The following is a 26,059-nucleotide window of genomic DNA, read 5'->3' on the forward strand; positions in this document are numbered from 1 at the left end:
AGAGTGCGTTGTTTCTCTCGACTGCAATGGAAACGATTTCAAAACTTCGAGATGCATTTGCATCTTGAGTTTCTTTTGCCTTGGGAGACACATCTTGACTTGTTCGACGATCCGTTTTGTTTTTGCAGCCACCCTGCTCTGCTCCTCCGCCTTTGCGCAGTCCGCGTCTCTGATTCCCTCATCAGCATTGGCGGCATCGCCCGCCGCCTCAGCTGCTGTGACCGGAACGGTAGAGGATCCCTCGGGCGCGATCATTCCGGGCGCTCAAGTATCGCTCACCGATGCGACCGGCGCGACTGTGTCGACAACCACTACGGATGCGTCGGGCAGCTTTCGGATGCTGGCTCCGCAGCCCGGAGCGTATTCGGTCGCTGCTAGTCTGGCTGGTTTCCAGACAGCGACTGCCGCGGTGACGGTTGCGGCGAGTGGTTCGCCGGCAGCGTTGACCATCACGCTGAGTGTCGCTGCGGCCGTGCAGCAGGTGACGGTGAGCGCAGGATCGCAGGTGGATCTTACTGCTTCTGAGAACAACGGCGACACCGCGGTGATGACCTCCAGCGATCTGAAAGATCTTCCCGTTTTCGACAACGATTTTGTAACCGCGATGGGCAGTTTTCTCGATTCCGGAGATGCAGGCACTGCAGGCTCGGGCCTGATGGTCGACGGCGTCGAGGCGAACCGGTCCGTGGTATCGCCGTCAGCGGTGCAGGAGGTCCACATCAATCAGGACCCCTACTCGGCGCAGTATTATCGCCCCGGCCGCGGCCAGATCGAAATCATCACCAAGCAGTCGGCGGACGCCTATCACGGGCAGTTCAACTTTCTCTTCCGTGATTCGGCGCTGAATGCGCAGCAGGATTTCTCTCCCAGCAAGCCATTCGAGCAGCGCCGCATTTACGAGGGCAATCTCACGGGTCCTGTCCTGCATTCGAAGAACACCATGTTCCTGTTTTCTTTCAATCGCGCGGAAGAGGATCTGAACGCGGTGGTGAATGCGACGGTGGCGCCGGCGCCGGATAATCCCAACGGCATCTTCAACGTCAATGTGCCTGCGCCTACGCGCGATACCGAGTTCTCCTTCCGGATCGGGCATCAGTTCAGCGACAAGAACAGCGCGTCGGTGATGTATGCCTTTCAGGACGCGACCAATCGCAACTCCGGCGTGGGCAACCAGACGCTGCCGGAGGCTGGATATAACACGGAGACGCGCGAAGACGATCTGATCTTTCACGACGACTACATCCTTTCTCCGACAAAGCTGAACCAGGCTTCGATTGTGCTCGAGCGCAGCTACGATCCGGTGAGCGATGTGCAGGAAGGCCCGCAGATTCGCGTTAACGGCAACTACACGGGCGGTAGCGCCCAGGCCGATCAGGTGAATACCGAATACAACCTGCGCGCCAACGAGATGGTGACCTGGACGCAGGGGCCGCACACCATGAAGTTCGGCATGAACCTGCCGCACTTCAGCCGCCGCGTGCGCGACGATCTCACCAATCAGGACGGCACTTACACCTTCAGCCCCACGTATGACGCAACCGGCACGCTGGTCACCACGGCGATTCAGAATCAGCAGGCCAACAGTCCCTCCGGCTTCTCCATGCAGCAGGGGCAGACGCGCTTCGTTTATCACCAGCAGGAAGTGGGCGGATTCTTTCAGGATCAGATCAAGTTGAAGCCGTGGTTCTCGGTGACTCCGGGACTGCGCTACGACTGGCAGAACTTTCTGGGAGGGGATCGTAACAACTTCTCTCCGCGCCTCTCTTTTGCCTGGGTGTGGGATCAGGCGCATGACCTGGTGCTGCGCGGCGGCGGAGGCATCTACTACGACCGCACCGGCTCCGGGCCGCTGGTCGATCTCGCGCGCTATCAGTTTGCCAAGCTGCGGCTGCTGCAGCTCTCGGCTAACCAGCAGCCGCTATGCTTTCCCATTGCTGATTGCGTCGATACGACTGCGCTGCCGCCGTCGCTCGTCGAGCTCGCGCCGGGCATTAAGACGCCCTATCAGATCCAATATGGTCTATCGCTCGACCGCAGAGTCGGCGAGAAGGGAACGGTTTCTATTGGCGGACGGATGAACCGCGGTGTGGATGTCTTCCGCTCCATCGACGTCAATGCGCCGCTCGGTCCCGACTACACAACCAGGCCAAATCCCAACGTCTCGCAGCTGCGCCAGATTCAGTCGGCGGGCACGCAGATCGGCTCGGCGCTCGATATCAACTATCGCGGCCGCTTCAACAAGCGCTTCACCGGCTTTGCCTGGTACACCTGGAGCCACTACGCCAACAACACCGACGGCATCACGTGGTTTCCTCAGAACCAGCAGGAGCCGAACGCGGAGTGGGGGCCGGCCTCGTGGGACCAACGCAACCACTTCGGGCTCTATGGCTCGATCAACCCGCAGCATCTGCTGAATCTTGGCGTTGGTGTATTCGCCAACAGCGGACATCCATGGTCGGTTCTGACCGGAACCGATTCTTTCGGGGACAACCTCTTCAATGCGCGTCCCGAGGGCGTGGCTCGCAACTCGGAGATAGGTCCGGACTATGCGGACCTGGATCTGCGCTGGGGCTACGACTTCAAATTGGAGCCGAAGGAGATCGACAAGAGCCCGACCCTCGGCCTTTCGATTTCATCCTTCGATGTGCTGAATCACCCCAATGGGTCGTTCGTCGACACCACCGAAGGCAGTCCCGACTTTGGGCAGGTGACCAGCGCCGAACCGCCGCGCCGCCTGCAACTGGCCATGCGCTTCAACTTTTGATGGCGGCTTTGCTGCGCGCCGGCATGCCGGCCGCGGCGTAGTCGCGCAGATGCGCGAGGAAGGCTGCCTGCACGCGGTTGAAGGATCGTCCGCGCAGCACTGCGGCCACGATGGTGCGCGAAGCCTGGGTATCGGAGATCCGGACGAAGCTGCAATTGGAGTTGGGATCGACGGCCATCTCCGGAACCAGGGATACGCCCACGCCGGCTGCCACCATCCCCAGCAGGCTGCTGAACTGACCGCTCTCGAAGGCGATGCGCGGATCGACCTTGGCACGTGTACAGGCGGCCATGCTGATGTCGCGAAAGCAGTGACTGTCGCGGAGCAGCACAAAGGATTCGCCCTTCAGATCCTTCAGCGCCAGAGTCTTTGCTTCGGCGCGGCTGTGATCCCGAGGCAGCACGGCAAACAGCGGCTCCGTCTGCAGAGGAAAAACTTCGAAGTCCTTGTGCTTGAGGGGCAGTGACAGGATGGCTACGTCGATGGCCAGGCTGCGCAGGCTCTCGACCAGAAGCGGGGTTGTCTCTTCGACGATGCGCAGCTTGGCGTCGGCATATCGCTTTGAGAATGCAGCGATGCACTGCGGCATCAGATAGGGCGCGATGGTGGGGATCACGCCCACCGACACGCTGCCGCGAATATCGTCGCGCTTGTCCTCAACGCCGCACCGGGCGGCTTCCATCTGGTGGAGGATGGATCGCGCGTGAGGCAGGAAGGCGCGTCCTGCCTCGGTGAGGCGAACGCTGCGTCCCAGCCGATCGAACAGCTTCGCGCCGAGATCTTCTTCGAGCTTTAAAACCTGCTGCGAGAGCGAGGGCTGCGCCACATGGCAGCGCTCGGCGGCGCGGCTGAAGCTGCCGGTGTCGGCGATGGCGCACACGTATTTCAACTGCTGAAATTCCATAGGTGGTTCCTATGTTTTCAGTATAAGCGATACGTTTGGACAATAACCTGCAGAGGGCGGCCGTGCGGCTGGCCGCTCGGAGTCAACGCTCAGACGCACCTCATCAAGCCCTCTAGGAAGATGGGGTGGCCTGGCATCTTCTCGATGGGATCGCCCAGTTCGTCTCGTGCCGTATCGGCGCCGTTGCGGCCGTTTGCGGCAAATTCTGAAGGGCTTAAATCAGCTCGTCGATTTTGATAGCGATGTCGGTTTCGGCGGCGCCGATGGTGTCCGCGGTTACGGTGCCGCCCGGCGGATAGGGCAGGTTCGCGACGTATTCGGCTCCCGCCTGATCGACGCTCGCGGAGAATTGCTTTCCCGCGGCGGAGGTGAAGTAGACGGCGGCCAGCGTTTCGCTGACAGCGGTCACCGCGTTGCTCTGCGTGGGAGGAGCCGGTGTGGCGGCGGTCTGCGCGGCCTGCTTGATGATCTGCTCTTGCTCGGACACCGGAGCGATTGGGGCTACAGAAGGTTCGTTGCTGATCTGCATGGTTTCTCCTCGTGCGTTGGGGACAGCCATCCTCAATCTGCTTTTCGGCACATCGCGGTGAATTGTTTAGCGATTCACCGGATTTTATTGGGTGCGGGGCTGCGCAGGTTTTTGGCCGGCAACCGCTCTGATTTCATCGGCAAAAAATCAGAAAAATCGCCTCGTGCCAGCTCTCCCGCCGCTTTCCGCCCCATTCGTTACGATAGAGAGGTGGATTTCCAATTAGTGAGCGATTACCAGCCTCGCGGCGACCAGGCCCGCGCCATCCCGGAGCTGGTCCAGGGAGTGAATGCGGGCGAGAAGCACCAGGTGCTGCTCGGGGTTACCGGTTCCGGCAAGACCTACACCATGGCCAAGATCATCGAGGAGCTGAACCGCCCTGCCCTCATCCTGGCGCATAACAAAACACTTGCTGCGCAGCTGTATCACGAGTTCAAGCAGTTTTTTCCCGGCAACGCCGTTGAATACTTCGTCTCCTATTACGACTACTACCAGCCCGAGGCTTATATCCCCTCCGGCGACCTGTATATCGAGAAGGAGGCGACGATCAATGAGGAGCTGGACAAGCTGCGGCTCTCGGCTACGCGCTCGCTCTTCGAGCGGCGAGATGCGATCATCGTCTCTTCCGTCTCCTGCATCTACGGACTGGGCTCGCCGGAAGCTTATTTCGGCATGCTCCTGCTGCTCGAAAAAGGGCAGAAGATTCGCCGTGAAGATATTACCAAGCGACTGGTGGAGATCCTGTACGAGCGCAACGATGCCGATTTTCGCCGCGGCACTTTTCGCGTGCGCGGCGACGTCATCGAGGTCTATCCCACCTACGACGAGAACGCCTACCGCATCGAACTCTTCGGCGACGAGATCGACACCCTGGCGCAGATCGATCCGCTCTTCGGCACGGTGAAGCAGAAGTACGCGCGGCTGCCCATCTACCCCAAGAGCCACTATGTGGTGCAGCCGGAGCGGAAGAAGACGGCGATCGAGTCCATCCTCGCAGAACTGGAATGGTGGGAGAAGGAGCTTGAATCGCAGGGCCGCCTGGTGGAGTCGCAGCGCATTCACCAGCGCACCCGCTTCGACCTCGAGATGATCAAGTCGGTCGGCTACTGCCACGGCATCGAGAACTACTCGCGCCACTTTTCCGGCCGGCTTCCGGGCGAGCCGCCGCCGACGCTGCTCGATTACTTTCCGCGCGACTATCTGGTCTTCATCGACGAATCGCACGCGACGGTTCCGCAGATTCACGGCATGTGGCATGGCGATCGCTCGCGTAAGCAAAATCTGGTCGACTATGGATTCCGGCTGCCTTCGGCGACGGACAATCGTCCGCTGAAATTCGATGAGTTCGAGAGCCGCGTGAACCAGGTGCTTTATGTCTCGGCGACGCCGGGACCGTATGAGCTGACGAAATCCGCGGGTGTGGTGGTCGAGCAGATTATTCGACCCACCGGCCTCATCGATCCCGAAGTGGAGATCCGGCCTATTCGCGGGCAGATCGACGATCTGCTGGCGGAGATTCGCGACCGCGCGGCGAAGAACGAGCGGGTGCTGGTGACCACGTTGACCAAGCGCATGTCCGAAGATCTGGCCGGCTACTACTCCGAGGTGGGAGTGAAGTGCCGCTATATGCACTCCGAGATCGAGACGCTGGAGCGGGTCCGTTTACTGCGCGATCTGCGCAAGGGCGAATACGACGTGCTGATCGGCATCAATCTGCTGCGCGAAGGGCTGGACCTTCCCGAGGTTTCGCTGGTGGCCATTCTCGATGCGGATAAAGAAGGTTTTTTGCGATCGTCCGGCTCGCTTATCCAGACGATCGGCCGCGCTGCTCGCCATGTGAATGGCCGCGCCATCCTCTACGCCGACCGCATGACCGATTCAATGAAGCAGGCCATCGGCGAGACCAATCGTCGCCGCGAGGTGCAGAGCGCCTACAACGAAGAACACGGCATCACGCCTACGTCGATTATTCGTCCAACCGATATGTCGCTGGCCAAGATACTCAAGGCGGACTATGCCGATCTGACTGACGAAGCCGACGCGATGCCCGATTTCAAGTCGCAGCAGGAGCTGGATGCGCATATCGTCAAGCTCGAATCCGACATGCGCGAGGCTGCGAAGAAGTTTGAGTTCGAGAAGGCTGCGCGACTGCGCGACTCAATCAAGGAGCTGCGGACCAAGGAGTTTTTATTCAGCTGAGTTCGATGATCCGAGGATGAGGCAGGTCTCAAGATCAGTCTCTACAAAGTCGTGGATTACCTGGAAAGCTGCGCGCAGCGATTTTTCCACAGCTTGCGTAGTGCAATTACCCAGACGAAGCCAAATGACTTTGGGTGGATGGCCATACAAAAAGCTACGCTCGGCAAAATCCGAGTCCTTCGAGACGATTGTGAAGCTTTGTTCTCTTGCATATCGCCAGATGGCGTCATCCGAGGCGTCCAGCAAGCTGCAATGCAGTACATGCAAGGAGCCCGGGTAAAGATCTCGAAGAACTTCCACTAGCCGGGGCGATAAGTTGGCATCGAGCAGCAGCTTCACGCCGTCACAATTTCCAGTTTCCGCTCACGGTCTGCGGCGAAGGCGAGGCAGGCGAGTATATCCTCCTCTTTCAGGTAGGGAAGATCGTTGAGGATCTGCTCATGCGTCATGCCGGAGGCCAGGTACTCGAGAACATCGGAGACCGTCACGCGTAATCCGCGAATACATGGCTTGCCGCGCCGTTGGCCCGCATCCATTGTGATGATTTGCGAATATTGCATGCATTCAGCGTAGGCCAAAAGTCCTGGCGGGTAAATACTTGTGTTCGTGCAAGGAATTTCGCCCGGCATTCGCGTTTTTCGATCTCACACATTGCAAGCTCAGTGGGCAGCCGATGGACCAGGAAACCCTGGCTGCATCGAGAAGCGCAATTAGGGATTCGTCAGCTGTGTGCCCAAAGTTTGCTCGCTTGGCGGCTCCGAAATTGCTAATCTTCCCATAAGGAATCAGTAAAGAAGATGGAAGCCAACGAAGCCCAGGAACTCCAGGAAGAGCACGAACACGCGGCGCATGATCCGAGCCTGCGTCCGGTAAGTTTCACTATGAGCGTGCTAGCGGTTCTGGTCGCCGTCACCACAGTCCTCGGACACCGCACCCATACCGAGGCGGTGCTGGAGCAGGCGCGCGCCAGCGACCAGTGGAACCTCTACCAGGCCAAAAAGAACCGGCAGTACAACACCCAGCTGACCGCCGATCTGCTTACCGCCGTCACCATTCACGATCAGGCGGCTGCGGATAAAGTCATCGATAGTTACAAATCCCACCTGCAAAAGTGGAACGACGACCTGGCCGATGAGGAGAAGGAAGCCCACAGTCTCGAAGCCGAGGTGCGCAAATCCGAGCGCCACGCCGATCGCTTCGACCTTGGCGAGGCGCTGCTCGAAATCGGACTGGTCGTGACCTCCATCACTTTGCTTACCCGCCAGCGCGCGTACTGGTATTTGGGTATGGCCTTCGGCGCCGCCGGCATGGGTATTGCCGCCTGGGCATTCCTCATCCGTTAGCGGTTTCGTTTAAGCTTGTCGGGGAAGGAAGCGGGATCGCCTATGCCATCGTCATTTCGTCGTCATTTGCTCGCGGTAACGCTGGTCCTGTTTCCATTGTTTTCCTGCCACGGGCAGGTCACATCGGTCATTGCCGTCGACCACGGGCCGGAGGCGGTTCAGCAACAGCAGAAGCACTATGTGGTGATGGTTTCGCTCGACGGCTTTCGCTACGACTATGCGAAGAAGTATGGGGCGAAGCACATTCTGGCTCTTGGCGAGGAGGGCGCAAGCGCGCCCGACGGCATGATTCCCGCGTATCCTTCGTTGACCTTCCCCAACCATTACACCCTGGTGACCGGGCTCTATCCTGAGCACCATGGCATTGTCGCCAACCGGTTTTACGATCCGGCGCGCAAGGCCACCTATGCGCTGGGCGATGCCCAATCCGTGACTGACGGGTCGTGGTATAGCGGCGTCCCGCTCTGGTCGCTCGCCGAGAAGCAGGGAATGCGCACCGCCTGCTTCTTCTGGCCGGGCTCGGAGGCGGAGATCGCGGGCGAGCGTCCCAGCTACTATCTGCGCTTCGATGACACTATCGACGAAAAGAAGCGCATCGACCAGGTGATTGCGTGGCTGCGCCTGCCCGATGCGCAGCGTCCGCACTTCATCACTCTTTATTACGCAAATGTCGACCATGCCGGGCACGAATTCGGTCCGGACACGCCGCAGGTTGCCGAGGCGGTGAAGCACGTCGACGAGCTTATCGGCCGCTTGCATGCCGACCTTGACGCGCTGCATCTGCCCATCGACCTCATCGTCGTCTCCGACCATGGGATGGAGCGCGTTCAGGGCAGTTGGATCAACCTCGACAAGTATGTCTCGCTCGATGGATTTGAAACAGCGGGCTCGCTGCTATACGCTCCTTCCGAGGCTGAGGCCAACCGCGTCTATCAAAAGCTGAAGTCGGCGGATGCGTCGTTCACCGTCTATCGCCGGGACAAAGTTCCTGCTTATCTTCACTACAACAGCAACCCGCGCGAGGGCGATCCGGTTATCGTGCCCAATGGCCCGTTTATGATCCGCGCCAATGCTCCCGCGGCCGGCCGGGAAGATCATCCGCCAACGGCCGGCGCGCACGGCTACGACCCTTTCCAGATGCACAGCATGCGCGCCATCTTCTTTGCCGAGGGGCCGGACATCAAGCGCGGCATCGCTCTGAAGCCATTCGAGAACATCAACGTCTTTCCATTGGTGACAAAGATTCTCGGACTCGAAAACCCACCTATCGATGGCAGCGCCAATGTTCTTTCCGGCGTGCTGGCCGATCACGAAGAGGTAAAGCAGTAGGATGTCCTTTTTTTTGGGCTTTGATGCGGGTGGAACCAAGACCACCTGCGCGCTTGGCAATGACTCCCAGATTTTGATCCGCGCCACCGGCGGCAGCATCAAGCCGCTTCGCGTCAGCTTCGAAGAGGCGCGCGACAACATGCGTTCGCTGCTCGACGAAGTCGAAGCGAAATCGGGCGTCGATCTGCGCAGCGTTGCTGCCTCCTGCATCGGCACGGCCGGAGTGATGCTCCCGCAAACGGATGGGTGGATGCGAGAGATTCTTTCCGCCTGCGCCGGCGGAAAGATTGTGATCTGCGGCGATGAAGAGATCGCGCTCGACGCGGCCTTTCCGGGCCAGGCGGGAGTTCTCTCCATGGCGGGAACAGGCTCGAATACCGTGGGCCGCACCAGCGGCGGTGCGATGCTGAACGTGGGTGGATGGGGACCGGTGCTGCGCGATGAGGCTTCCGGTCACTGGATTGGCGTGCAGGCGCTCCGCGCGGGATTTCGCGCGCTCGACTACGAGGAGCCGACGCGCATTCTGGAGCGCGTCATCGAATTTTGGTCCGCACCGAGCCTGGAAGAGGTCGTGAACATCGCGAATGGGACGCCGCCGCCGGATTTCTCTCAGCTCTCTCCGATCATCGTAGAGCTGGCCGGGCAAGGCGATGCTGTAGCCATGCGGGTGCTGGTCGCAGGCGGACGCTTGATTGGAGAAGATGCAATCGAAGCCTTTCGCCGCGTGCGTGCGCTCGATCCGACGCCGGATCTGCCCGGTATCGCCTTCACCGGCAGCATTCTCGAGAAGATCGCCGTCGTGCGCGAGAGCATGATGGACACTATCCGCCTCGCCTTGCCCGGCGTCCTCATCGTTCCTGAAGCCGTCGACCCCATCGAAGGCGCGCTGTGGAGAGCCCGGCAGGCGGTCCGAGGCTAAGAAGCGACTCACCGATTTCGCGGCCCGCTGCGAAGAGCGGGCTGTGAGCGCTATCCTACGCGCGCGCCAAAATTTCTCCGCGCAGGATGGTATCGAGGACATCGTTTTCCGCGGAGAGCACGACGATGTCGGCGCTGCGTCCCACCGCCAGTGAGCCCACTTCGGCCGCAAAGCCGGTCATGCGCGCCGGATTTCTGCTGGCCAGCGCCGCTACCTCGCGGATCGATGCGCCGGTCATGGCGGAGAAGTTCTTCACTCCGCGATCCAGGGTCAGCGTGCTGCCGGCGAGGGTGTTCTCGCCGGTCAGGCAGACGCCGTCCTTCACGCGCACATCGAGCTCGCCGAGTTTGTAGTTGCCGTCCGGCATGCCGGTGGCGCCCATGGCGTCGGTAATCAGGATGGCGCGCTCCGGGCCTTTCGATTTCCAGTAAATTCGCACCGCGTTCGAAGCCACGTGCAGCCCATCGCAGATGAGTTCGGCAAAGAGATCGTCATTGGCGAGCACCTCGCCCAGCAGACCTGGACTGCGATGGTCGAAGGCGCGCATCGCGTTATAGGTATGGGTCGCGCTCACCGCGCCGGCTTCCACACCGCGCCGTGCCGCATCAGAATCGGCGTTGCTGTGCCCCAGGCTCACCCGCACGCCGAGACTCGTCGCGTGCGCGATCACTTCTTCTGCGCCCGGCAACTCGGGTGCGATGGTCATGAGCCGAATTTTTCCCTCCGACGCCTGCCACATGCGCTCGAAGAGCTCAACCGATGGCGTGAGCAAAAGGCGCTCGGTATGCGCGCCCTTTTTGTGCGGCGAGAGGAACGGACCTTCCATGTGAATGCCGAGGGGCCTCGCTCCGAACTCGACGCTGCCGATCAGCTTGGCCATGCCGGCGAGCGAGCGCAGGGTCGCTTCCAGAGGCGCTGTCACCGTCGTTGGCAGATACGCGCCCACACCGTGCTGTGCCAGAAAGCGGCCGATTTTGGTGAAGGCCTCCGGCGTCGCTTCCATCACGTCGTGGCCCGCGCTGCCGTGGATGTGAACATCGAAGAGCGCAGGCGCGAGGGTGCAGCCAGCGAAGTGGAGATGATGGCCCGGAGGCAGCTCGGCTCCGGCGCGCGAGGCAACGTGGGTGATGAGGCCATCTTCGATGACCACCATCGGATCTTCGATCAAGTGTTCGGGAGCGATCAGCCGCTCCGCTGTAATTACCGTCTGCATGCTTCTTCTCTTTGGAGCATCAAGGCTCCACCTTCCTGCTTACTGGCAAATTCGTCAACTAAAAACCTAAACTAGATGCAGATGAAGCCTCGCCGTATCGGGATCCACCTGTCTACGTCGGGCGGCGTTTTCAAAGCCGCCGAGCGCGCCCGTGAGATCGGCGCAAATACCTTTCAGATTTTCTCATCTAGTCCGCGGATGTGGCGTCCGGCGCGCATCGATGAGAGTCATTGTGTCGAAATGGCACGCCTGCGCGATCTCTACGACTGCGCTCCTCTGGTGATCCACACCAGCTACCTGGTCAATCTTTGCAGCCAGTCGGAGGAGGTCCGTCAGAAGTCTATCGGCGCTTTCCGCGGGGAAGTGGAGCGCGCTCTGGCGCTGGGGGCCGAATACCTGGTGCTTCATCCGGGCTCCTGGCGCGGCCTCACCCGCGAGCAAGGGCTCGACCTCGCCACCGAATCGATTGCTGCGGCCACGGAAGGCATCGCGCTCGACTCCTGTGATTTCCGCATCCTCATCGAAAACACGGCGGGGGCCGAGTTCTCGCTGGGGAGCAGGTTTGAGCAGGTGGCGGAGCTGATCGCACGTCTGAAGCCCGTTGTGCCTGTGGGAGCCTGCCTCGATACCTGCCACTGCCACGTTGCGGGCTACGATCTTGTGACCCCCGGCGGTTACGAGGAGACTCTCGGCCTGATTGGGAACACCGTCGGGCACAAGAATGTCCATGTCTGGCATATGAATGACGCCAAAGCTGCGCAAGGATCAAAGCTCGACCGCCATCAGAATATCGGCGAAGGAACGATGGGACTTGAGCCGTTCCGGCGCTTGCTCAACGACAAGCGCTTTCAGCACTGCGCTTTTATTGCGGAAACTCCGGTCGATGAGCCGGGCGATGACCGTCGTAATCTGGAGGCGCTGAAAGGATTGGTGAAATGAACGAAATGCGGGCGTAGATATGCCCAGATCGCGGTAGGATGAGTGTGCGAATTTGAGGTTTTCCGTAGCGGAGGTGCTCCATGCGCGTGAAGGCAACTCGCCTTTTTGCCTTACTGATGGTTTTCGCGGGGCCATACGGTCTGCTGGCTCAGAACAATGGTCCCTACACCGCGGAATTCAAGGTCACTTCAATTCAGACGCTGGCCAACGGCGGGACCATCACCCGGGAGACTACCGAAAAACGGGCTCGGGACTCGCAAGGGCTCACTTTCCTTTCGCATCAGCTCCCCAGTCCCGCTGTCCACAACACCACCACGATGGTTAATATTCACGATCCGGTGGCGGGAACCAGCTCAATGTGGGATTCCGTCCACAAACAAGCGACGGTGACGGTGGAACCTCCGCGAGACCTGCGGGGTGGGTGCTGGGAATCGGATTCGGGACGCATGCGATTTTTCAATGGGCCTGCGACTCATGCCAATGCCTCGGCATCCTCTCCGGCGGCCATTCAAGCGGCTGTATCTCCGGCGCAACCGCGGTTGAAGCCGGTGCACGAAGACCTGGGGACAGCTACGATTCAGGGAGTTGAGGCGCATGGCGTGCGAACTACCTGGACGACTCCCGTCGGCGAAGTCGGCAACGATGTGCCGCTGGTGCGCACTTCGGAGGTCTGGTCGAGCAAAGATCCTAACCTTGTACTGCGCGAGATCACCGACGATCCGCGATCGGGCAAGGGCACCCGCGAACTGACCAGCCTGGATTTGAACGAACCCGACGCGTCGCTGTTTGCGCCGCCGGCGGATTACGAAGTCAAAACCATAGGCGTGCACCAAATCCCCTGCGAACAGGCGCGGTGAGATGCGCTCTGCGCATTGATTGAGGCCGTTCGGAACCGACAGCGTTCCTTCTTGACCTCGATTCTGGACCTCGATTTCAAACATAGATTTCAAACATAAAAATCCCCGCCTCTAAGGGCGGGGATTTTGTTAGCGGCAAGTTGGATTAGCTTACACGCCGCACGACCGGCTCATCCCTTGGATCTACGACCGCGCTATTCGGGTCCGCCATGACATCGGTTCCGACCGCGCCGGTTCGCGTTCCGTAGGTTTCATCTGCGGCATGACCGCTTCCCGAACCTTCCTCGCCGCTTGCCGCGATGTCCTTCGCGCCCGTCTCGCGTAAAGCCTCCTTGGCCAGCGATACCTGCTCCGAAGTGTCGCAGTGCACCGAGAGGAGAGTTCCTCCACCCTTGACTGCGCCCTCGTAGCGCTTGGCCTCGAACTCCGGGATGCCCATTCCGACCAGCGCTCCGACGATTCCGCCGACCGCGCCGCCTATGCCGAGACCAGCCAACGCGCCCATGATCGGGCCTGCCGCGATGAGCGGTCCCACGCCTGGAATAGCCAACGCTCCGATTCCGGCAAGCAGACCCAACGTGCCGCCCACGACTCCGCCGGCCGTAACGCCGGTCGCCGTGCCTTCCGGCGCTTTTGTATGCTTCTCGTGCGCGAAAGCCCGTGTGGTTTCATCGTCCGGCAGCAATACCGAGATTGCCGAATTCGCAAAACCTTTGCTCAAAAGATGATCGACGGCACTCTCTGCAACCGGCGCCGATGCATAAATCCCAAATACAGCTGTGTTTTTGTTGGTCATTATCATTACTCCTTTAGAACGGTTGAAAACTATTGACCTTTTACGGTCAGCTCATTGGTGATGGCATCTGCGCTCACCACGCTGCCGGCATCCGCTGCGACCTTGGCCTTCTCCTCGTCGGAATGCACCGGTCCCTTCAGCGTCACCGCTCCGTTCACGGTGATGATCTTGACGTTATGTGCATAGGTGGAGAGATTTTTATCGGCGATGATGGCTTGGCGGACCTTTCGCGTAATGGCGCGATCCGAATGAGCGGAGGACTGCGACTCCGCAGTTGCTGTTTGATTCTTGTTGGCAGCGGAGTTGTCAGCTTGAGTCTGGGCGAACATAGGGCCAGCCGTCAGACACAGGAACAGCGCCGCAGAGCACAGCAAGCGTGTGGGTTTTTGCGATTTCATCTTTCACCTCGGCAAGAAGATCGAAAGGCCGAGCCAAAGCGCCTTGCAGAGAACCCGCATTGGGCGATCAATCAGTCTATGAGATGGATCAGTTGACCGGCGAGTTGCGTGCCGCTGTCCGATTCTCCGGCTCCCCATGAAATTCGATTTCCGGGGTGAAATTGCCGTTCGCGCGAGACGGCGAGAGAGTCTACGACAGTCCAGGGAAACCTGTTTTTTGCTGACGGAGAATGACGGAGATCATGGCCCATGAGGGGGCCCGGGTGTATTGAGGCGCTGCATGCGAATCCTACGGGAGCGCCCTCAAATCAGCAATCAGGTCGTTTGATCCAACCAATCCAGAATCAGATCTGCGATCCGATCACTGTTGCGTTCCATCATTATCATGTGCCCATTGCCATGGATGCCGCGATCGGGCAGCCAGACGAATTGCGCAGAGGCGCCTTGTGCGGCCAACCAGGCGGCAATGTCTTCGTCGGCCTGACGCGGATGCTCGAGATCTGCATCGCCGGTCACGATGATTATGGGCTTTCCGCGGAAGCAGGCTGGATTCCGCACTCGCACCTGGGACCCACGCACATTTAGCTGGTGGGAAACAGCCGGCAGTTCCTTTGGAACAGCTGGAGTCTTATACCAGCCAGCTCACGCACACCGGCTCGCGCCTGTTATATGAACGGCTATTCAAGAGATCGAAGTAGACGCCCAAGGGGCGAGCCACGAACTCCGCCGCGTGGCTGATGCTCATATTTCCTGCCCCTACTGATTGCGCTAGACCGCGGCAGCCTCGCGGAGAAGGTTAGCAACTTCCCCGGGCTTATCGAGCATCGCATCGTGTCCGGATTCGATCGTGCGCGTAAGCCACGCGGGGTCTCTCTGTAAGCGCTCGTAGAACTGCCTGAATGGGTTGGGTTCCCAGGCAGATGCCAGAGTAAATATCTTTTTCTTGATCTGGAGGTGATTTCCCTGCAGCCGGATTGCTTCAGTCATGGATCCGAAAGGCTGCAGCGTGGTCATCGAATCTACCCATGCACGATCCTGCTCGTTCACGTGCAGAATCGCTGCGGGAATAGGGGGAAGGGCAACACCTCCATATTGACCCACGTCCTTCAGGTGCATGAGTCGATATGTCTCGGGAGTGAGGGTCATGATGGAGTCGCCATTTTGGGGGAACCATGCATCGAGATAGACAAGCGACGAAATACGCTCACTCATCTGATCGGCGACGCCGCTGATCACCATTCCTCCGTAAGAATGCCCACAAAGAACAAAGTCGTCGAGTTCTTCGAATTTGATCAAATTGACGATGTCCTGGATGTGAGTGGAAAGATTGATGCCGGCGTGGAGGATATGACTGCGATCGGCCAAACCAGTCAGCGTCGGGGTGTAGACATCGTGCCCATCCTTCCGGAGCAGCTGAGCGACTCGCTTCCAGATCCATCCTCCACGCCATCCGCCGTGAACCAAAACAAAATTAGACATGCACTTCCGTTTCTGTACTACCAAGCTACTTATTGGCGTTGATGATAAGAACCGCCGCCAACTGCTTTATTCCCAAGTGTGGAATAAGACTTCTCGTCGCGGGTTGGCTTTCTTCCTTTTGGAGGCTCGATCTTGGAATCCGGACGCGAAGTGGAGTTTAGTATGAGGTGATACAGGCGCACGCTGCACCGCGCGGAGACGGAGGCCAGGCCTTGAAGTTTCCTTCAAGTGGCCGGGATATCTGGGCTCGAAACCCGTGATTCCAGCCGGAAACGGCTGCCAGCCGCGGATCTTTGCCGCCATTTACAATCAAAACTGACATGTCTGACAGCAAAAACACTATCGAGACCGCGGCCCCGGCTCCCGCTGACGAGTTCTCTCCTGGCAAGTGGGAGACGCGTTACACGCCCTCTGAGATCGAACCGCGCTGGCAGGCGCGCTGGGCTGCAGATCCTGAGCTCTATGGGGCAGAGCCCGCCACCAGCGGCAAGCCCAAGTATTACGTGCTCGAGATGCTGCCCTATCCCTCTGGCCAGCTGCACATGGGCCACGTGCGCAACTACGCCATCGGCGATGCGCTGGCGCGATACATGTGGATGAACGGCTACAACGTTCTGCATCCCATGGGCTGGGATGCGTTCGGCCTGCCGGCGGAGAACGCGGCCATCAAGAACAACACGCCGCCGCGCGAGTGGACCCTCAGCAATATTGCGGCGATGAAGCGGCAGATGAGCCGCATCGGCCTTAGCTACGACTGGCGCAATGAAGTCACCACCTGCTTGCCCGATTACTACCGCTGGAACCAGTGGTTCTTCATCCGCATGTTCGAGCGCGGCCTGGCTTATCGCAAGAAGAGCAAGGTCAACTGGTGTCCGCAGTGCTGCACGGTGCTGGCGAACGAGCAGGTCATCAATGGCTACTGCTGGCGGCACGAAGATCAACTTGTAGAACAGCGCGACCTCGAGCAGTGGTTTCTTCGCATCACCAACTACGCGCAGGAACTGGTCGACGACCTCAGCAAGCTTGGGGGCTGGCCGGAAAAAGTGCGCACCATGCAGCGCAACTGGATCGGCCGCAGCGAAGGCGCGGAGGTCACGTTCACGATCGAAGATGCCGTACATGCTACGGAGGACGAGCATCCCACTCGTCACGCGGGAACCGCGGTACTTCCAGCCAACGAAGGCATAAAGCTGATCGACGAGACGGTCACCGTTTTTACAACGCGGATCGATACCATCTTCGGAGCTACGAGCATCCAGCTTGCACCCGAGCACACGCTCGTGAAGCAGTTTGCCAAGTCGAATACCAAGCTTGCCGGCGAAGTTGCGACTCTTTTAGAGCAGCAGACCAAGGCGCGCGAGGCGGGCGACGTCGGCGCTATCGAAAAGCATGGTGTCTTCACGGGACACTACGCGGTCAATCCCTTCAATAATGAGCGCATTCCCATCTGGGTCGGGAACTACATCCTGCTCGACTATGGAACGGGCGCCATCATGTCCGTGCCCGCGCATGACGAGCGCGACTACGAGTTTGCCAAGAAATACGGCCTTGAAATCCGCATCGTGATTCTGCCTCGCCGCGGCGTCGACTCCGAGAGCGGCCAGGATTCCGACCAGATGCTGCCTTACACCGCCGAAGACAGCCTGCTCATCAACTCCGGCGACTTCAACACGCTCGGCAACGAAGAGGCGCAGCATAAGATGGCCGCCTTTGCCGAGGAGCACAAATTTGGCACCGCCAAAGTTACATTTCGCCTGAAAGATTGGGGTATCAGCCGCCAACGCTACTGGGGCACGCCTATTCCCATGCTTTATTGCGAAAAGGACGGCATTGTTCCGGTGCCCGACGAGCAGCTTCCTGTGCTGTTGCCGGAAAATATCGCGATTACACAGCAGGGCGGCTCGCCGCTCGCTCAGCTGCCTGAGTTTCTCAACGCGATCTGCCCCAAGTGCGGAGGCCCGGCACGCCGCGAGACCGACACCATGGACACCTTTGTCGATTCGTCCTGGTATTTCTATCGCTATACCAGCGCCAAGGATGGGACGGCTCCATTTGATACCGCAGCGGTTGCATATTGGTTCCCCATCGACCAGTACATCGGCGGAGTCGAGCATGCCATCCTGCACCTCATCTATTCGCGCTTCTGGACCAAGGTGATGCGCGATCTCGGGCTGATCAAGAATGACGAGCCTGTGGAGCGGCTCTTCACCCAGGGCATGGTGATCAAGGACGGCGCGAAGATGTCGAAGTCCAAGGGCAATGTCGTCTCGCCCGATGACATGATTGCCCGCTACGGAGCGGATGCGACCCGCGCCTACGCTCTCTTCGCGACTACTCCGGACCGCGACCTGGAGTGGCAGGAGGCCGGTGTGGCTGGCGTAAGCCGCTTCCTCAGCCGTGTCTATCGCTTCGTCATGAACTACAAGGAGAGCGCGGGTAGGAAGACGAGCGCAGCTTCTGCGCCGACCGCGGCATCGCAGGTTATCCAGCGCAAGCTGCACCAGACCATTCGCAAGCTTACGGATGATTTCGGCGGCCGTTGGCACTTCAACACCTGCATCGCGGCCATCATGGAGCTGGTGAACACCCTCATTGCTTCCGAGGCGGCCATTGCGGCCGGCGAGGTCCCCGATGCGGTGCTGGCCGACGCCTTGCGCAGCCTCATTCTGCTGCTCGCGCCTTTCGCACCTTATCTCGCCTTTGAGCTGTGGGAGCAGATTGGCGAGAAGGAAAATCTGCTCCGCGCTCGATGGCCGAAGTACGACGAAGCTCTCGCGCGCGAGGACGAGATCGAGGTGCCGGTGCAGATCAACGGCAAGCTCCGCTCGGTGATTCGCGTTGCTGCGGATGCCACGCAGGAGATGTTGCGCGATACGGCGATGGCCGACGAAAAGGTCAAGGCCGCAACCGACGGCAAGCAGATCGCCAAGGCCATCATCGTTCCCGGCAAGCTGGTCAACCTGGTTGTGAAGTAGGCAGCGGGCGGTGACGGTCCGAGGCACGCAATCCTTTGTCCACGTCATCGCCGAATGCTGGCGCAGGCCCTCGCTACTGCTCACTGAGCTGGCCTGGCGATGGGTGGTTGGTGTGCCTCTGCTGCTGATTCTCGCCGCCCAGGCGCAGCATATTTATGCAGTGACTTCCGCGCAGCTTGCCGCGAGCGGGATAGATGACTTCACGCTTACCGATCCCGGACAGGCGGCGGTTATCTCGACCAATATTTATGCGGTGCTGGCGCCGCCGATCACGCACCTCATCGTGTGGCTCGCTCCTGCGGCAGCAATCGTATGGGCCATCGTCTCTGCTATCGGACGCAACGCGGTTCTTCGCCGCTACGACTCCACGCTGCCCAGCGCCTGGGGATCGCTCTCCATCCTGCAGCTTATGCGTGTCGTCTTCCTGGGCGGAAGCGTATGGTTCTGGTTCGCCGCCATTCACTGGTCGGCCGACACGACGCTGGGCGGGGATTCTCCGAACATCGTTGCCTACTGCGCGCTTGTCATCTGCCTTTCGTTGGGGATCTTCACGCTGTGGGCGCTGGTCAGCTGGATCTTCTCGATTGCTCCGCTGTTGGTGCTGCTCGAAAACCGGGGCGTCCGCTCCAGCCTGGCTCGAAGCTTTCAACTAGGTCCACTGAAGGGCAAGCTGGTGGAGATCAACCTCATCATGGGCATCATTAAGCTGGCGCTGGTGGTGCTGGCCATGGTCTTTTCGGCGTGCCCGCTGCCGTTCGAATCGGCCATGCAGGGAGCGCCGCTTTACCTCTGGTGGGCGCTGGTGACGGTGCTCTATCTTGCTGCTTCGGACTTCTTTCAGGTTGCGCGGTTGATCGCGTTTATTCAGCTATGGCGAACCTTTCGCATTGCATTTCGTGAACCTTGAGCTGGCGTAGACATTGCGATTTTGAGATGTAAGTCTTGCAGATTGACGATGCGGCCGAAGGGGCTGCGGTTTCTCTTCAGCAATTTCCAGAGCTCAAGTAAACTACTAGGTGGACACCGCCTCGATCGTCATCCTGGACTTCGGCTCGCAGTATACGCAGCTGATCGCCCGTCGCATCCGCGAACAGAACGTCTTCTCCGTCGTGCTTCCGTGCACCGCTTCCATCGCCGAAATTCAGGCGCAGAAGCCCATCGGCCTCATTCTCTCCGGAGGCCCATGCTCGGTCTATGACTCGGATGCGCCGCCGGCCGACGCGAAGATCCTTGACCTCGGTCTGCCTACGCTTGGCATCTGCTATGGATTACAGTTCATCACTCATCATCTCGGCGGCAAAGTACGCTCCGCGCCCAAGCGTGAGTACGGCCACGCCGAGGTTTCGGTGGTCGACAAAGACCTTCCGCTTTTTGCGGATATTCCCGCGGACCTGAGCGTATGGATGTCGCATGGCGATGAGGCGATCGACCTGCCACCGGGCTTTCATCTCACCGCGAAGACATCGAACGCGGTCGCGGGCATTGCCAATCCTGAGAAGAAAATCTGGGCGGTGCAGTTTCATCCCGAGGTCCATCACACCAAGCAGGGAACCGCGCTGCTGCGCAACTTCCTCTTTAAGCTCTGCAAGGCCGCGCCGGACTGGACGCCGCAGCACTTCATCGAATCGACCGTTGCAGCCATCCGCGAAAAGGTCGGGGATGGCCATGCCATCTGCGCGCTCTCCGGTGGGGTCGATTCTTCTGTGGCGGCTGTTCTCGTTCACCGCGCGATCGGCGATCGGCTGACCTGCGTCTTCGTCGACAACGGTGTTCTCCGCAAGAACGAATTCTTCAAGGTGCAGGAGAATCTTCGCGCCAAGCTCGGCCTCAACCTCGTTGCCGTCGACGCCAGCGGACGGTTTCTCAGCAAGCTGGCCGGGGTGACCGATCCTGAGACGAAGCGCAAGATCATCGGTAGGGAATTCATCGAGGTCTTCGACGACGAGGCTCACCGCATCCTCGAGCAATCCGGCAACCTTAACTCCGAAGTCGCGTGGCTGGTGCAGGGCACGCTTTATCCCGACGTCATCGAGTCGTCGTCGGTCAAAGGCCCGTCGCAAACCATCAAGAGCCACCACAATGTCGGCGGCCTGCCTGAGACGATGAAGCTGAAGTTGATCGAGCCGCTGCGCGATCTCTTCAAGGATGAAGTTCGCCGCATCGGCCGCGACCTGCAGATGCCGGCCGACATTCTTGAACGCCAGCCTTTCCCCGGCCCCGGCCTGGCTGTGCGCATCCTCGGCGAGATCACGCCGGAGCGCGTGGCGCTGCTGCAGGAAGCCGATGACATCGTGGTCACCGAGATCAAGAATGCCGGACTGTATCAGCAGATCTGGCAGTCTTTCGCCGTGCTGCTTCCGGTCAAGAGCGTGGGCGTCATGGGCGACCAGCGCACCTACGCTTACACCTGCGCGGTGCGCGCTGTGCACTCCGAAGACGGCATGACCGCCGATTGGGTGCCGCTGCCATATGAGGTGCTGAAGACCATCTCGAGCCGCATCGTGAACGAAATCCCGGGCATCAATCGCGTGGTCTACGACATTACGTCGAAGCCGCCAGGCACGATCGAGTGGGAGTGACTCGCCGTCACAGGCGTACGCGCGCGTTGCGCGCCACCCCGCGAGCGCGACAGCTCTGCTACTGAAACGGCAGCTATAGCTGCACCAAGCACTTCCTCCGCTGTAGTCGGCCTGGTGACGGGACGAGAGAAGACCAGCGCGACCAAGAGCTGCGATTACGCCCATAGACCAGCTGAACTCTCCCGCTAGTGGGGTGGCGCGAAGCGCAATTGCCTGGACGGCCAGTCCTCCTGATATCCTTCCTCATCACCTGTTTCCACCCACGAAATCCCTAAAGAATGAGGATGCTCTAGATGTCCCGCTTAAGGTATCTGCTGCCCGCTGTTCTTCCTTTCGCCTTTGCCGGCGCGATCTTCGCGCAAACGAACATCGCCTCCGAACTCAAGCCCGACACCCGGCAGCCTATCGATCAGTCCTACACGGCGAAGATCAAGCAGTACACGACAGAGCCGTATTTCAACTCGCCGCTCACCGATTACCTGCCCGCGTCGAAGACCGTGCCTGCGCCCGACAAGGTGCTGGGCGATGTTTCCGGAGCGCCCGGAGTCCTGCCTTATGCCGAGGATGTCTACAAGTATTTCCGGCTGCTCGAAAAGAGCACGCCGCGCGTGAAGGTCTTCTCCATCGGACATTCGGAAGAAGGCCGCGAGATGATTGCCGCCGCTATAGCGGATGAATCGCTGCTGGCCAAGCTGGATGAAAATAGCGCCCGCCTTGCGAAGCTTGCCGACCCGCGCCTCATCAACATGGACGACGCCAAGGCCGCCGAGCTGGTCAAGCAGTCGTATCCGGTCTACTACATAACCGGCACCATTCACTCCACCGAGACCGGTGCGCCTACTGCGCTTATGGAGCTGGCCTACCGGCTGGCCGTCGACAATTCGCCATACATCCAGTACATCCGCTCGCACATGGTGGTGCTCATTACGCCGGTGGTTGAAGTCGACGGCCGAGATCGCATGGTCGACATCTACAAGTGGCACCTTGCGCATCCGGGCCAGCAGTGGCCGCACCTTGCTTATTGGGGGCATTACGTTGCGCACGACAACAATCGCGACGCCATGGCCATGACCCTGAACCTGACCAACAATGTTCTCAATACCAACCTGAAGTTTCATGCACAGGTGCTGCATGACCTGCATGAGTCGGTGCCGTTTCTCTACGACAACACGGTGGGCGATGGCCCCTACAACGCGTGGGTCGACCCGCTGCTTAACGGCGAGTGGCAGATGCTGGGCTGGAACAACATTCAGTCGATGACCGCCTTCGGCATGCCCGGAGTGTTTACTCACGGCGACTTTGACACCTGGTCTCCCGGCTACCTCATGTTCCTCGCCGCCATGCACAACGGCATCAGCCGCCTCTACGAAACCTTCGGCAACGGCGGCGCGGATACCGAGAAGCGCATTCTGTCCCCGGAGGAATACGCGCGCACCTGGTACAAGCCCAATCCGCCGCTGCCTGTGGTCACCTGGTCGCAGCGCAACAACAACAACTACGAGCAGACTGCGCTGCTTTCCACCATCTCTTTCTTTGCGCAGAACGGCCAGCAGTTCCTCGAGAACTACTACACCAAGAGCAAGCGCTCCATTCTGAAGCCGACGAATGCCGGGCCGGCCGCTTACGTGCTTGATGAACCCATGTCCAGCCGCCAGGCCGAACTGCTTCGCGCGCTTGAACGCCAGCATGTGGAGATCAGCCGCCTGACCGCATCGGCAACTTACACGCCGCCCGCTCCGAAGGCCAAGGACGATAAAGACGACAAGTCCGACAAGAGCGATGACAACTCGGCAGAAAAGAAAGAAGACAAGAAGGACGAAAAGAAGCAGGAGTCGAAGCCGATCACTTTCCCCGCCGGCAGCTACATCATCCGCATGGATCAGCCTTACTCCCGCATCGCCGATGCGCTGCTTGATCGCCAATATTGGGCGCCCAACGATCCGCAGAAGACGCCGTATGACGACACCGGCTGGTCGTTCGGCGATCTCTTCCATGTGAAGGTGGTGCGCGTCACCGACCCCGCGATTCTCAAGGCATCCATGGCATCCATCGAGCCGGTGAAGGATTTCGAAGCTGACTTCGGCAAGAGCACAGGCACGGGCAGCGTTGCCGCTGTGAACAATGGCGCCGAGGTTTCACTGCTCGGACTCCGCTATACGCTGAAGGACGCATCCATTTCCGTCGCTGATGCCTCGTTCGATGCCGAAGGTTATCACTTCGCCGCCGGCTCGCTGCTGATCGAGAATGCCGACGCTTCCAAGCTCCAGTCCGCGCTGCACGATGCCGGCCTCGAAGCCGTTTCGCTTGCAGCGATGCCGTCCGTAGCGCATCATGATGCGCCTGCGCCGCGCATCGCCTTCATGCACACGTGGCTGGGCACGCAGACCGAGGGCTGGTGGCGCGAGGCCTTCGATCACGAGAAGGTGCCGTACGACTACATCAGCACGCAGACCGTTGCCAAGATTGACGACCTGCGCGCCAAGTATGACGTGATCATCTTCGCGCCGGTGGGCCGCGCCTCCGCCCAGCAGATCATCGACGGCATGCCGATGTATGGCAACCCGCTTCCGTGGGAGAAGACCGACCTCACGCCTAACCTTGGCCGCATCGATTCCACTCCCGACATGCGTCCTGGCCTGACCTGGGCCGGCGTCGAACATCTCCATGACTTCGTCAGCAAGGGCGGCCTGTTCATCACCTCCGAGGACACGGCGCAGTTCGCCATCGACATGGGCTTCGCACCCGGCGTAAGCGTTGCTCCGCGTGGCAGTGTTCGCGTGGTGGGAAGCATTCTCAATGCCGTCTTTGTAGATAAGAGCAGCCCCGTCGCTAACGGCTATGACACGCTGGTCAACAAGGATCTGGGAGTCTACAGCGCCGATGGCATGGCCTTCACCGTATCCAATACGACGGTCGGCGGCGGACGCCGCAGGCTCGGCCCCGGTATCGAGCGTCCGACGGGACGCGGCGGACCCGAGGAGGAAGATGCTCCGCAGGATCGTGCCTTCGTTGCGCCGGAGCCTACTCCGCATCCCAAGCCATGGGAGGCGATGCCGCTCAATGAGGAGCAGGCCCGCAACAACGTCTTCCTCATCCCCGAGCAGTATCGTCCGCAGGTCATCCTGCGCTTTGGATCGGGCAAGCAGTTCCTGCTCTCGGGACTGCTCGACGGCGGCAGCGCCATCGAAGAGAAGCCCATCGTCATTGACGCGCATCTCGGCGAAGGCAACGTGCTGCTCTTTGCCACTAACCCTGTCTATCGCGGAGAAACGCTGGGCACGTATGCCCTGGTCTTCAACGCTATCCAAAACTTCGACCGCCTTGCCAAGCCGGCTCCGGCGACGAAGTAAATTGCGTTCTACCCTCCTGCGCGTTTGCGCAGGAGGGTAGACGAGATCGTTTTCACTACTTTCATCCTGCCTCTGTAGATTGATAAACATGTCCATAGACCTGTTTCGACAGAGCCGGCGTGCATTTCTCCAGCGATCCGCTCTCGCGGCCGGTCTCTCACTGCAACAAACTCTTCTCCCGTCTCTTGGTTCGGCGAATGATGGCGTCGGAAACCAGCTTTCTCCCTGGCAGCCGGGAACACTGGACATCCATCACATCAATACCGGGCGCGGAAACTCTTCGCTTGTGATTTGTCCCGACGGGACTTCCCTTTTGATCGATGCTGGTGCTTCGATGAGTGCTCTGAAGTTGCTAAATCCCGCGCGACCCAATGACACAAAACGGGCCGGCCAGTGGATCGGGCGCTATGTTTCGCGGCAGCTTCGCGCGACGGGGAAGAGCGAGGTCGATTGCGCTTTGACGACGCATCTTCATCCCGATCACGTCGGCGAAGTCGGGCCATCCAGCCCCAAATCGTCATCGGGAGAATACTTACTGACGGGCATCGCAGATGTGGAAGAGGAGATACACATCCGCCGCCTCATTGATCGCGGATATCCCGAATATAGTTACCCGCAGCTGCCGCGCGATCCCTCGGCTCTTAACTATATTGCGTTTGCAAAATCTCTTGCCTCACGCGGAAGCAAGGTTGAGCGTGTCCAGGTGGGTCACTCCGGCCAGATTCGTCTTGAACATAATGCCGCGGGATTTCCAGCTTTCTCGATACGAACGATGGCGGCCAATGGTGAAGTCTGGACGGGGCACGGCGAGGAGACTGTTGCGCATTTTCCTGCGATTGCAGGCATGAAGCCGCCGGATTTTCCCTCGGAGAACAGCTGTTCCATTGCGTTGAAATTGAATTACGGACGCTTCTCCTACTTCACCGGCGGCGACCTTACGTGCGACACCAACTATGGCCGCGATCCGTGGCGCGACATCGAGACGCCGGCCAGCCGTGCGGCCGGCCAGGTATCTGTTGCCACCGTCGATCATCATGGATACTTCGACGCGGCTGGGCCTGATTGTGTCCGCGCGCTGCAGCCGCGCGTCTGGATTCTGCAGGCGTGGCATGCCTCGCATCCGGCCATGTCAGTCCTGGCGAATCTTTACAGTACAGATTTATATAGCGGTTCGCGCGATGTCTTCGCCGTAGGCATGAAGGAAGAGGCTGCGCTTACTACCGCGCGCTTCTCGGACGCGATGAAGAGCCGCGATGGCCATGTGCTGGTGCGTGTGGCTGCGTCCGGCAGTGAGTATCAGGTCATCGTGCTTGATGACACGGACGAGAGCGACAGGGTTAGGGCGGTCTTTGGTCCTTACCCGGCGTGACCCTGGCACGCGTGTTGTTCGCGTGTTCGGGCGGAAAGCGAAAAATCTCAGCGACGCTTTCTGCATCGCTGAGATTCTTCCTCCCTTTGGTCGTCAGAACGAAGGTGCATTATGCAA

The 26,059-nt window shown here is 59.7% G+C and carries 21 protein-coding genes; 12 read left to right on the forward strand and 9 right to left on the reverse strand.

The features are described from left to right. Positions 1–94: 94 nt before the first annotated feature. Positions 95–2,764 carry a TonB-dependent receptor gene (locus XX99_RS02160; protein WP_050057719.1) on the forward strand — a complete coding sequence of 890 codons (2,670 nt, stop codon included), beginning with the start codon at positions 95–97 and terminating at the stop codon, positions 2,762–2,764. Here the strand turns inward: XX99_RS02160 and XX99_RS02165 are convergent. Then, entirely contained in the window at positions 2,754–3,668 is a 915-nt protein-coding gene (locus XX99_RS02165; RefSeq protein WP_050057720.1) for a LysR family transcriptional regulator, read from the reverse strand. The genes XX99_RS02160 and XX99_RS02165 overlap by 11 nt on opposite strands. Before the next feature lie 214 nt (positions 3,669–3,882). Continuing rightward, complete coding sequence (locus tag XX99_RS02170) at positions 3,883–4,197, reverse strand: hypothetical protein (RefSeq protein WP_050057721.1); 315 nt, start codon at positions 4,195–4,197, stop codon at positions 3,883–3,885. Positions 4,198–4,407: 210 nt separating this feature from the next. Here XX99_RS02170 and uvrB point away from each other — a divergent pair, with 210 nt between their 5' ends. Next, positions 4,408–6,396 (forward strand): excinuclease ABC subunit UvrB, encoded by a 1,989-nt coding sequence (gene uvrB / locus XX99_RS02175; RefSeq protein ID WP_050058076.1) that lies wholly within the window; start codon positions 4,408–4,410, stop codon positions 6,394–6,396. Here uvrB and XX99_RS02180 read toward each other — a convergent pair. Further along, entirely contained in the window at positions 6,385–6,735 is a 351-nt protein-coding gene (locus tag XX99_RS02180; RefSeq protein ID WP_050057722.1) for a DUF5615 family PIN-like protein, read from the reverse strand. The two genes, uvrB and XX99_RS02180, sit on opposite strands and share 12 nt — an antisense overlap. Beyond that, the gene (locus XX99_RS02185) at positions 6,732–6,956 is read right to left on the reverse strand and encodes a DUF433 domain-containing protein (protein ID WP_050058077.1); all 225 of its coding nucleotides are present in this window, start codon (positions 6,954–6,956) and stop codon (positions 6,732–6,734) included. The genes XX99_RS02180 and XX99_RS02185 overlap by 4 nt, the downstream gene beginning before the upstream one ends. A 237-nt stretch (positions 6,957–7,193) precedes the next feature. Here XX99_RS02185 and XX99_RS02190 point away from each other — a divergent pair, with 237 nt between their 5' ends. The 3 genes from XX99_RS02190 to XX99_RS02200 are packed head-to-tail and all read left to right on the forward strand — an operon-like array spanning position 7,194 to position 9,987. After that, positions 7,194–7,739, forward strand: a complete 546-nt coding sequence (locus XX99_RS02190) for a DUF4337 domain-containing protein (RefSeq protein WP_050057723.1) — start codon at positions 7,194–7,196, stop codon at positions 7,737–7,739. Between the two features lie 42 nt (positions 7,740–7,781). Then, positions 7,782–9,068: an alkaline phosphatase family protein gene (locus tag XX99_RS02195; RefSeq protein ID WP_050057724.1), complete on the forward strand. Its 1,287-nt coding sequence runs from the start codon at positions 7,782–7,784 to the stop codon at positions 9,066–9,068. Between the two features lies 1 nt (position 9,069). Continuing rightward, positions 9,070–9,987, forward strand: a complete 918-nt coding sequence (locus XX99_RS02200) for an N-acetylglucosamine kinase (RefSeq protein WP_050057725.1) — start codon at positions 9,070–9,072, stop codon at positions 9,985–9,987. Positions 9,988–10,042: 55 nt separating this feature from the next. Here XX99_RS02200 and nagA read toward each other — a convergent pair whose 3' ends face one another. Beyond that, positions 10,043–11,200 (reverse strand): N-acetylglucosamine-6-phosphate deacetylase, encoded by a 1,158-nt coding sequence (nagA, locus tag XX99_RS02205; protein ID WP_050057726.1) that lies wholly within the window; start codon positions 11,198–11,200, stop codon positions 10,043–10,045. An 81-nt stretch (positions 11,201–11,281) separates the two neighbouring features. Between nagA and XX99_RS02210 the strand changes: the two genes are divergently transcribed. Further along, on the forward strand, positions 11,282–12,139 hold the full coding sequence (locus tag XX99_RS02210; RefSeq protein WP_050058078.1) for a deoxyribonuclease IV: 858 nt from the start codon (positions 11,282–11,284) through the stop codon (positions 12,137–12,139). Between the two features lie 80 nt (positions 12,140–12,219). Further along, positions 12,220–12,996 (forward strand): hypothetical protein, encoded by a 777-nt coding sequence (locus tag XX99_RS02215; RefSeq protein WP_050057727.1) that lies wholly within the window; start codon positions 12,220–12,222, stop codon positions 12,994–12,996. A gap of 145 nt (positions 12,997–13,141) precedes the next feature. On the opposite strand, the gene XX99_RS02220 is transcribed toward XX99_RS02215, so the two are convergent. The 4 genes from XX99_RS02220 to XX99_RS02235 form a co-directional block, all read right to left on the reverse strand. Then, positions 13,142–13,792 (reverse strand): DUF3341 domain-containing protein, encoded by a 651-nt coding sequence (locus tag XX99_RS02220; protein ID WP_082125174.1) that lies wholly within the window; start codon positions 13,790–13,792, stop codon positions 13,142–13,144. Between the two features lie 29 nt (positions 13,793–13,821). Next, entirely contained in the window at positions 13,822–14,190 is a 369-nt protein-coding gene (locus XX99_RS02225; protein WP_082125175.1) for a BON domain-containing protein, read from the reverse strand. Between the two features lie 315 nt (positions 14,191–14,505). Further along, on the reverse strand, positions 14,506–14,706 hold the full coding sequence (locus XX99_RS02230; protein WP_050057728.1) for a hypothetical protein: 201 nt from the start codon (positions 14,704–14,706) through the stop codon (positions 14,506–14,508). 252 nt (positions 14,707–14,958) lie between these two features. Next, the gene (locus XX99_RS02235) at positions 14,959–15,669 is read right to left on the reverse strand and encodes an alpha/beta fold hydrolase (protein ID WP_050057729.1); all 711 of its coding nucleotides are present in this window, start codon (positions 15,667–15,669) and stop codon (positions 14,959–14,961) included. 320 nt (positions 15,670–15,989) lie between these two features. Between XX99_RS02235 and leuS the strand changes: the two genes are divergently transcribed. The 5 genes from leuS to XX99_RS02260 all read left to right on the forward strand — a co-directional run bounded on the left by leuS (position 15,990) and on the right by XX99_RS02260 (position 25,942). Beyond that, a complete protein-coding gene (leuS, locus tag XX99_RS02240) occupies positions 15,990–18,644 on the forward strand; it encodes a leucine--tRNA ligase (RefSeq protein ID WP_082125176.1) in 2,655 nt (884 codons plus the stop codon). 10 nt (positions 18,645–18,654) lie between these two features. Beyond that, on the forward strand, positions 18,655–19,551 hold the full coding sequence (locus XX99_RS02245; RefSeq protein ID WP_050057730.1) for a hypothetical protein: 897 nt from the start codon (positions 18,655–18,657) through the stop codon (positions 19,549–19,551). A gap of 109 nt (positions 19,552–19,660) precedes the next feature. Then, positions 19,661–21,223: a glutamine-hydrolyzing GMP synthase gene (gene guaA, locus XX99_RS02250; protein WP_050057731.1), complete on the forward strand. Its 1,563-nt coding sequence runs from the start codon at positions 19,661–19,663 to the stop codon at positions 21,221–21,223. A 293-nt stretch (positions 21,224–21,516) separates the two neighbouring features. After that, positions 21,517–24,573: a M14 family zinc carboxypeptidase gene (locus XX99_RS02255; RefSeq protein WP_050057732.1), complete on the forward strand. Its 3,057-nt coding sequence runs from the start codon at positions 21,517–21,519 to the stop codon at positions 24,571–24,573. Between the two features lie 88 nt (positions 24,574–24,661). Next, positions 24,662–25,942, forward strand: a complete 1,281-nt coding sequence (locus tag XX99_RS02260) for a ComEC/Rec2 family competence protein (RefSeq protein ID WP_050057733.1) — start codon at positions 24,662–24,664, stop codon at positions 25,940–25,942. Positions 25,943–26,059: the final 117 nt, after the last annotated feature.

The organism is Silvibacterium bohemicum, from assembly GCF_001006305.1.
Taxonomy (GTDB): Bacteria; Acidobacteriota; Terriglobia; order Terriglobales; family Acidobacteriaceae; genus Silvibacterium; species Silvibacterium bohemicum.

Coding starts and splice junctions, on each gene's coding strand:
- XX99_RS02165 (WP_050057720.1), bottom strand. CDS start 3,668: ATGGAATTTCAGCAGTTGAAATACGTGTGCGCCATCGCCGACACCGGC.
- XX99_RS02170 (WP_050057721.1), bottom strand. CDS start 4,197: ATGCAGATCAGCAACGAACCTTCTGTAGCCCCAATCGCTCCGGTGTCC.
- XX99_RS02185 (WP_050058077.1), bottom strand. CDS start 6,956: ATGCAATATTCGCAAATCATCACAATGGATGCGGGCCAACGGCGCGGC.
- XX99_RS02190 (WP_050057723.1), top strand. CDS start 7,194: ATGGAAGCCAACGAAGCCCAGGAACTCCAGGAAGAGCACGAACACGCG.
- XX99_RS02195 (WP_050057724.1), top strand. CDS start 7,782: ATGCCATCGTCATTTCGTCGTCATTTGCTCGCGGTAACGCTGGTCCTG.
- XX99_RS02200 (WP_050057725.1), top strand. CDS start 9,070: ATGTCCTTTTTTTTGGGCTTTGATGCGGGTGGAACCAAGACCACCTGC.
- nagA (WP_050057726.1), bottom strand. CDS start 11,200: ATGCAGACGGTAATTACAGCGGAGCGGCTGATCGCTCCCGAACACTTG.
- XX99_RS02210 (WP_050058078.1), top strand. CDS start 11,282: ATGAAGCCTCGCCGTATCGGGATCCACCTGTCTACGTCGGGCGGCGTT.
- XX99_RS02215 (WP_050057727.1), top strand. CDS start 12,220: ATGCGCGTGAAGGCAACTCGCCTTTTTGCCTTACTGATGGTTTTCGCG.
- XX99_RS02220 (WP_082125174.1), bottom strand. CDS start 13,792: ATGACCAACAAAAACACAGCTGTATTTGGGATTTATGCATCGGCGCCG.
- XX99_RS02225 (WP_082125175.1), bottom strand. CDS start 14,190: ATGAAATCGCAAAAACCCACACGCTTGCTGTGCTCTGCGGCGCTGTTC.
- XX99_RS02235 (WP_050057729.1), bottom strand. CDS start 15,669: ATGTCTAATTTTGTTTTGGTTCACGGCGGATGGCGTGGAGGATGGATC.
- leuS (WP_082125176.1), top strand. CDS start 15,990: ATGTCTGACAGCAAAAACACTATCGAGACCGCGGCCCCGGCTCCCGCT.
- XX99_RS02255 (WP_050057732.1), top strand. CDS start 21,517: ATGTCCCGCTTAAGGTATCTGCTGCCCGCTGTTCTTCCTTTCGCCTTT.
- XX99_RS02260 (WP_050057733.1), top strand. CDS start 24,662: ATGTCCATAGACCTGTTTCGACAGAGCCGGCGTGCATTTCTCCAGCGA.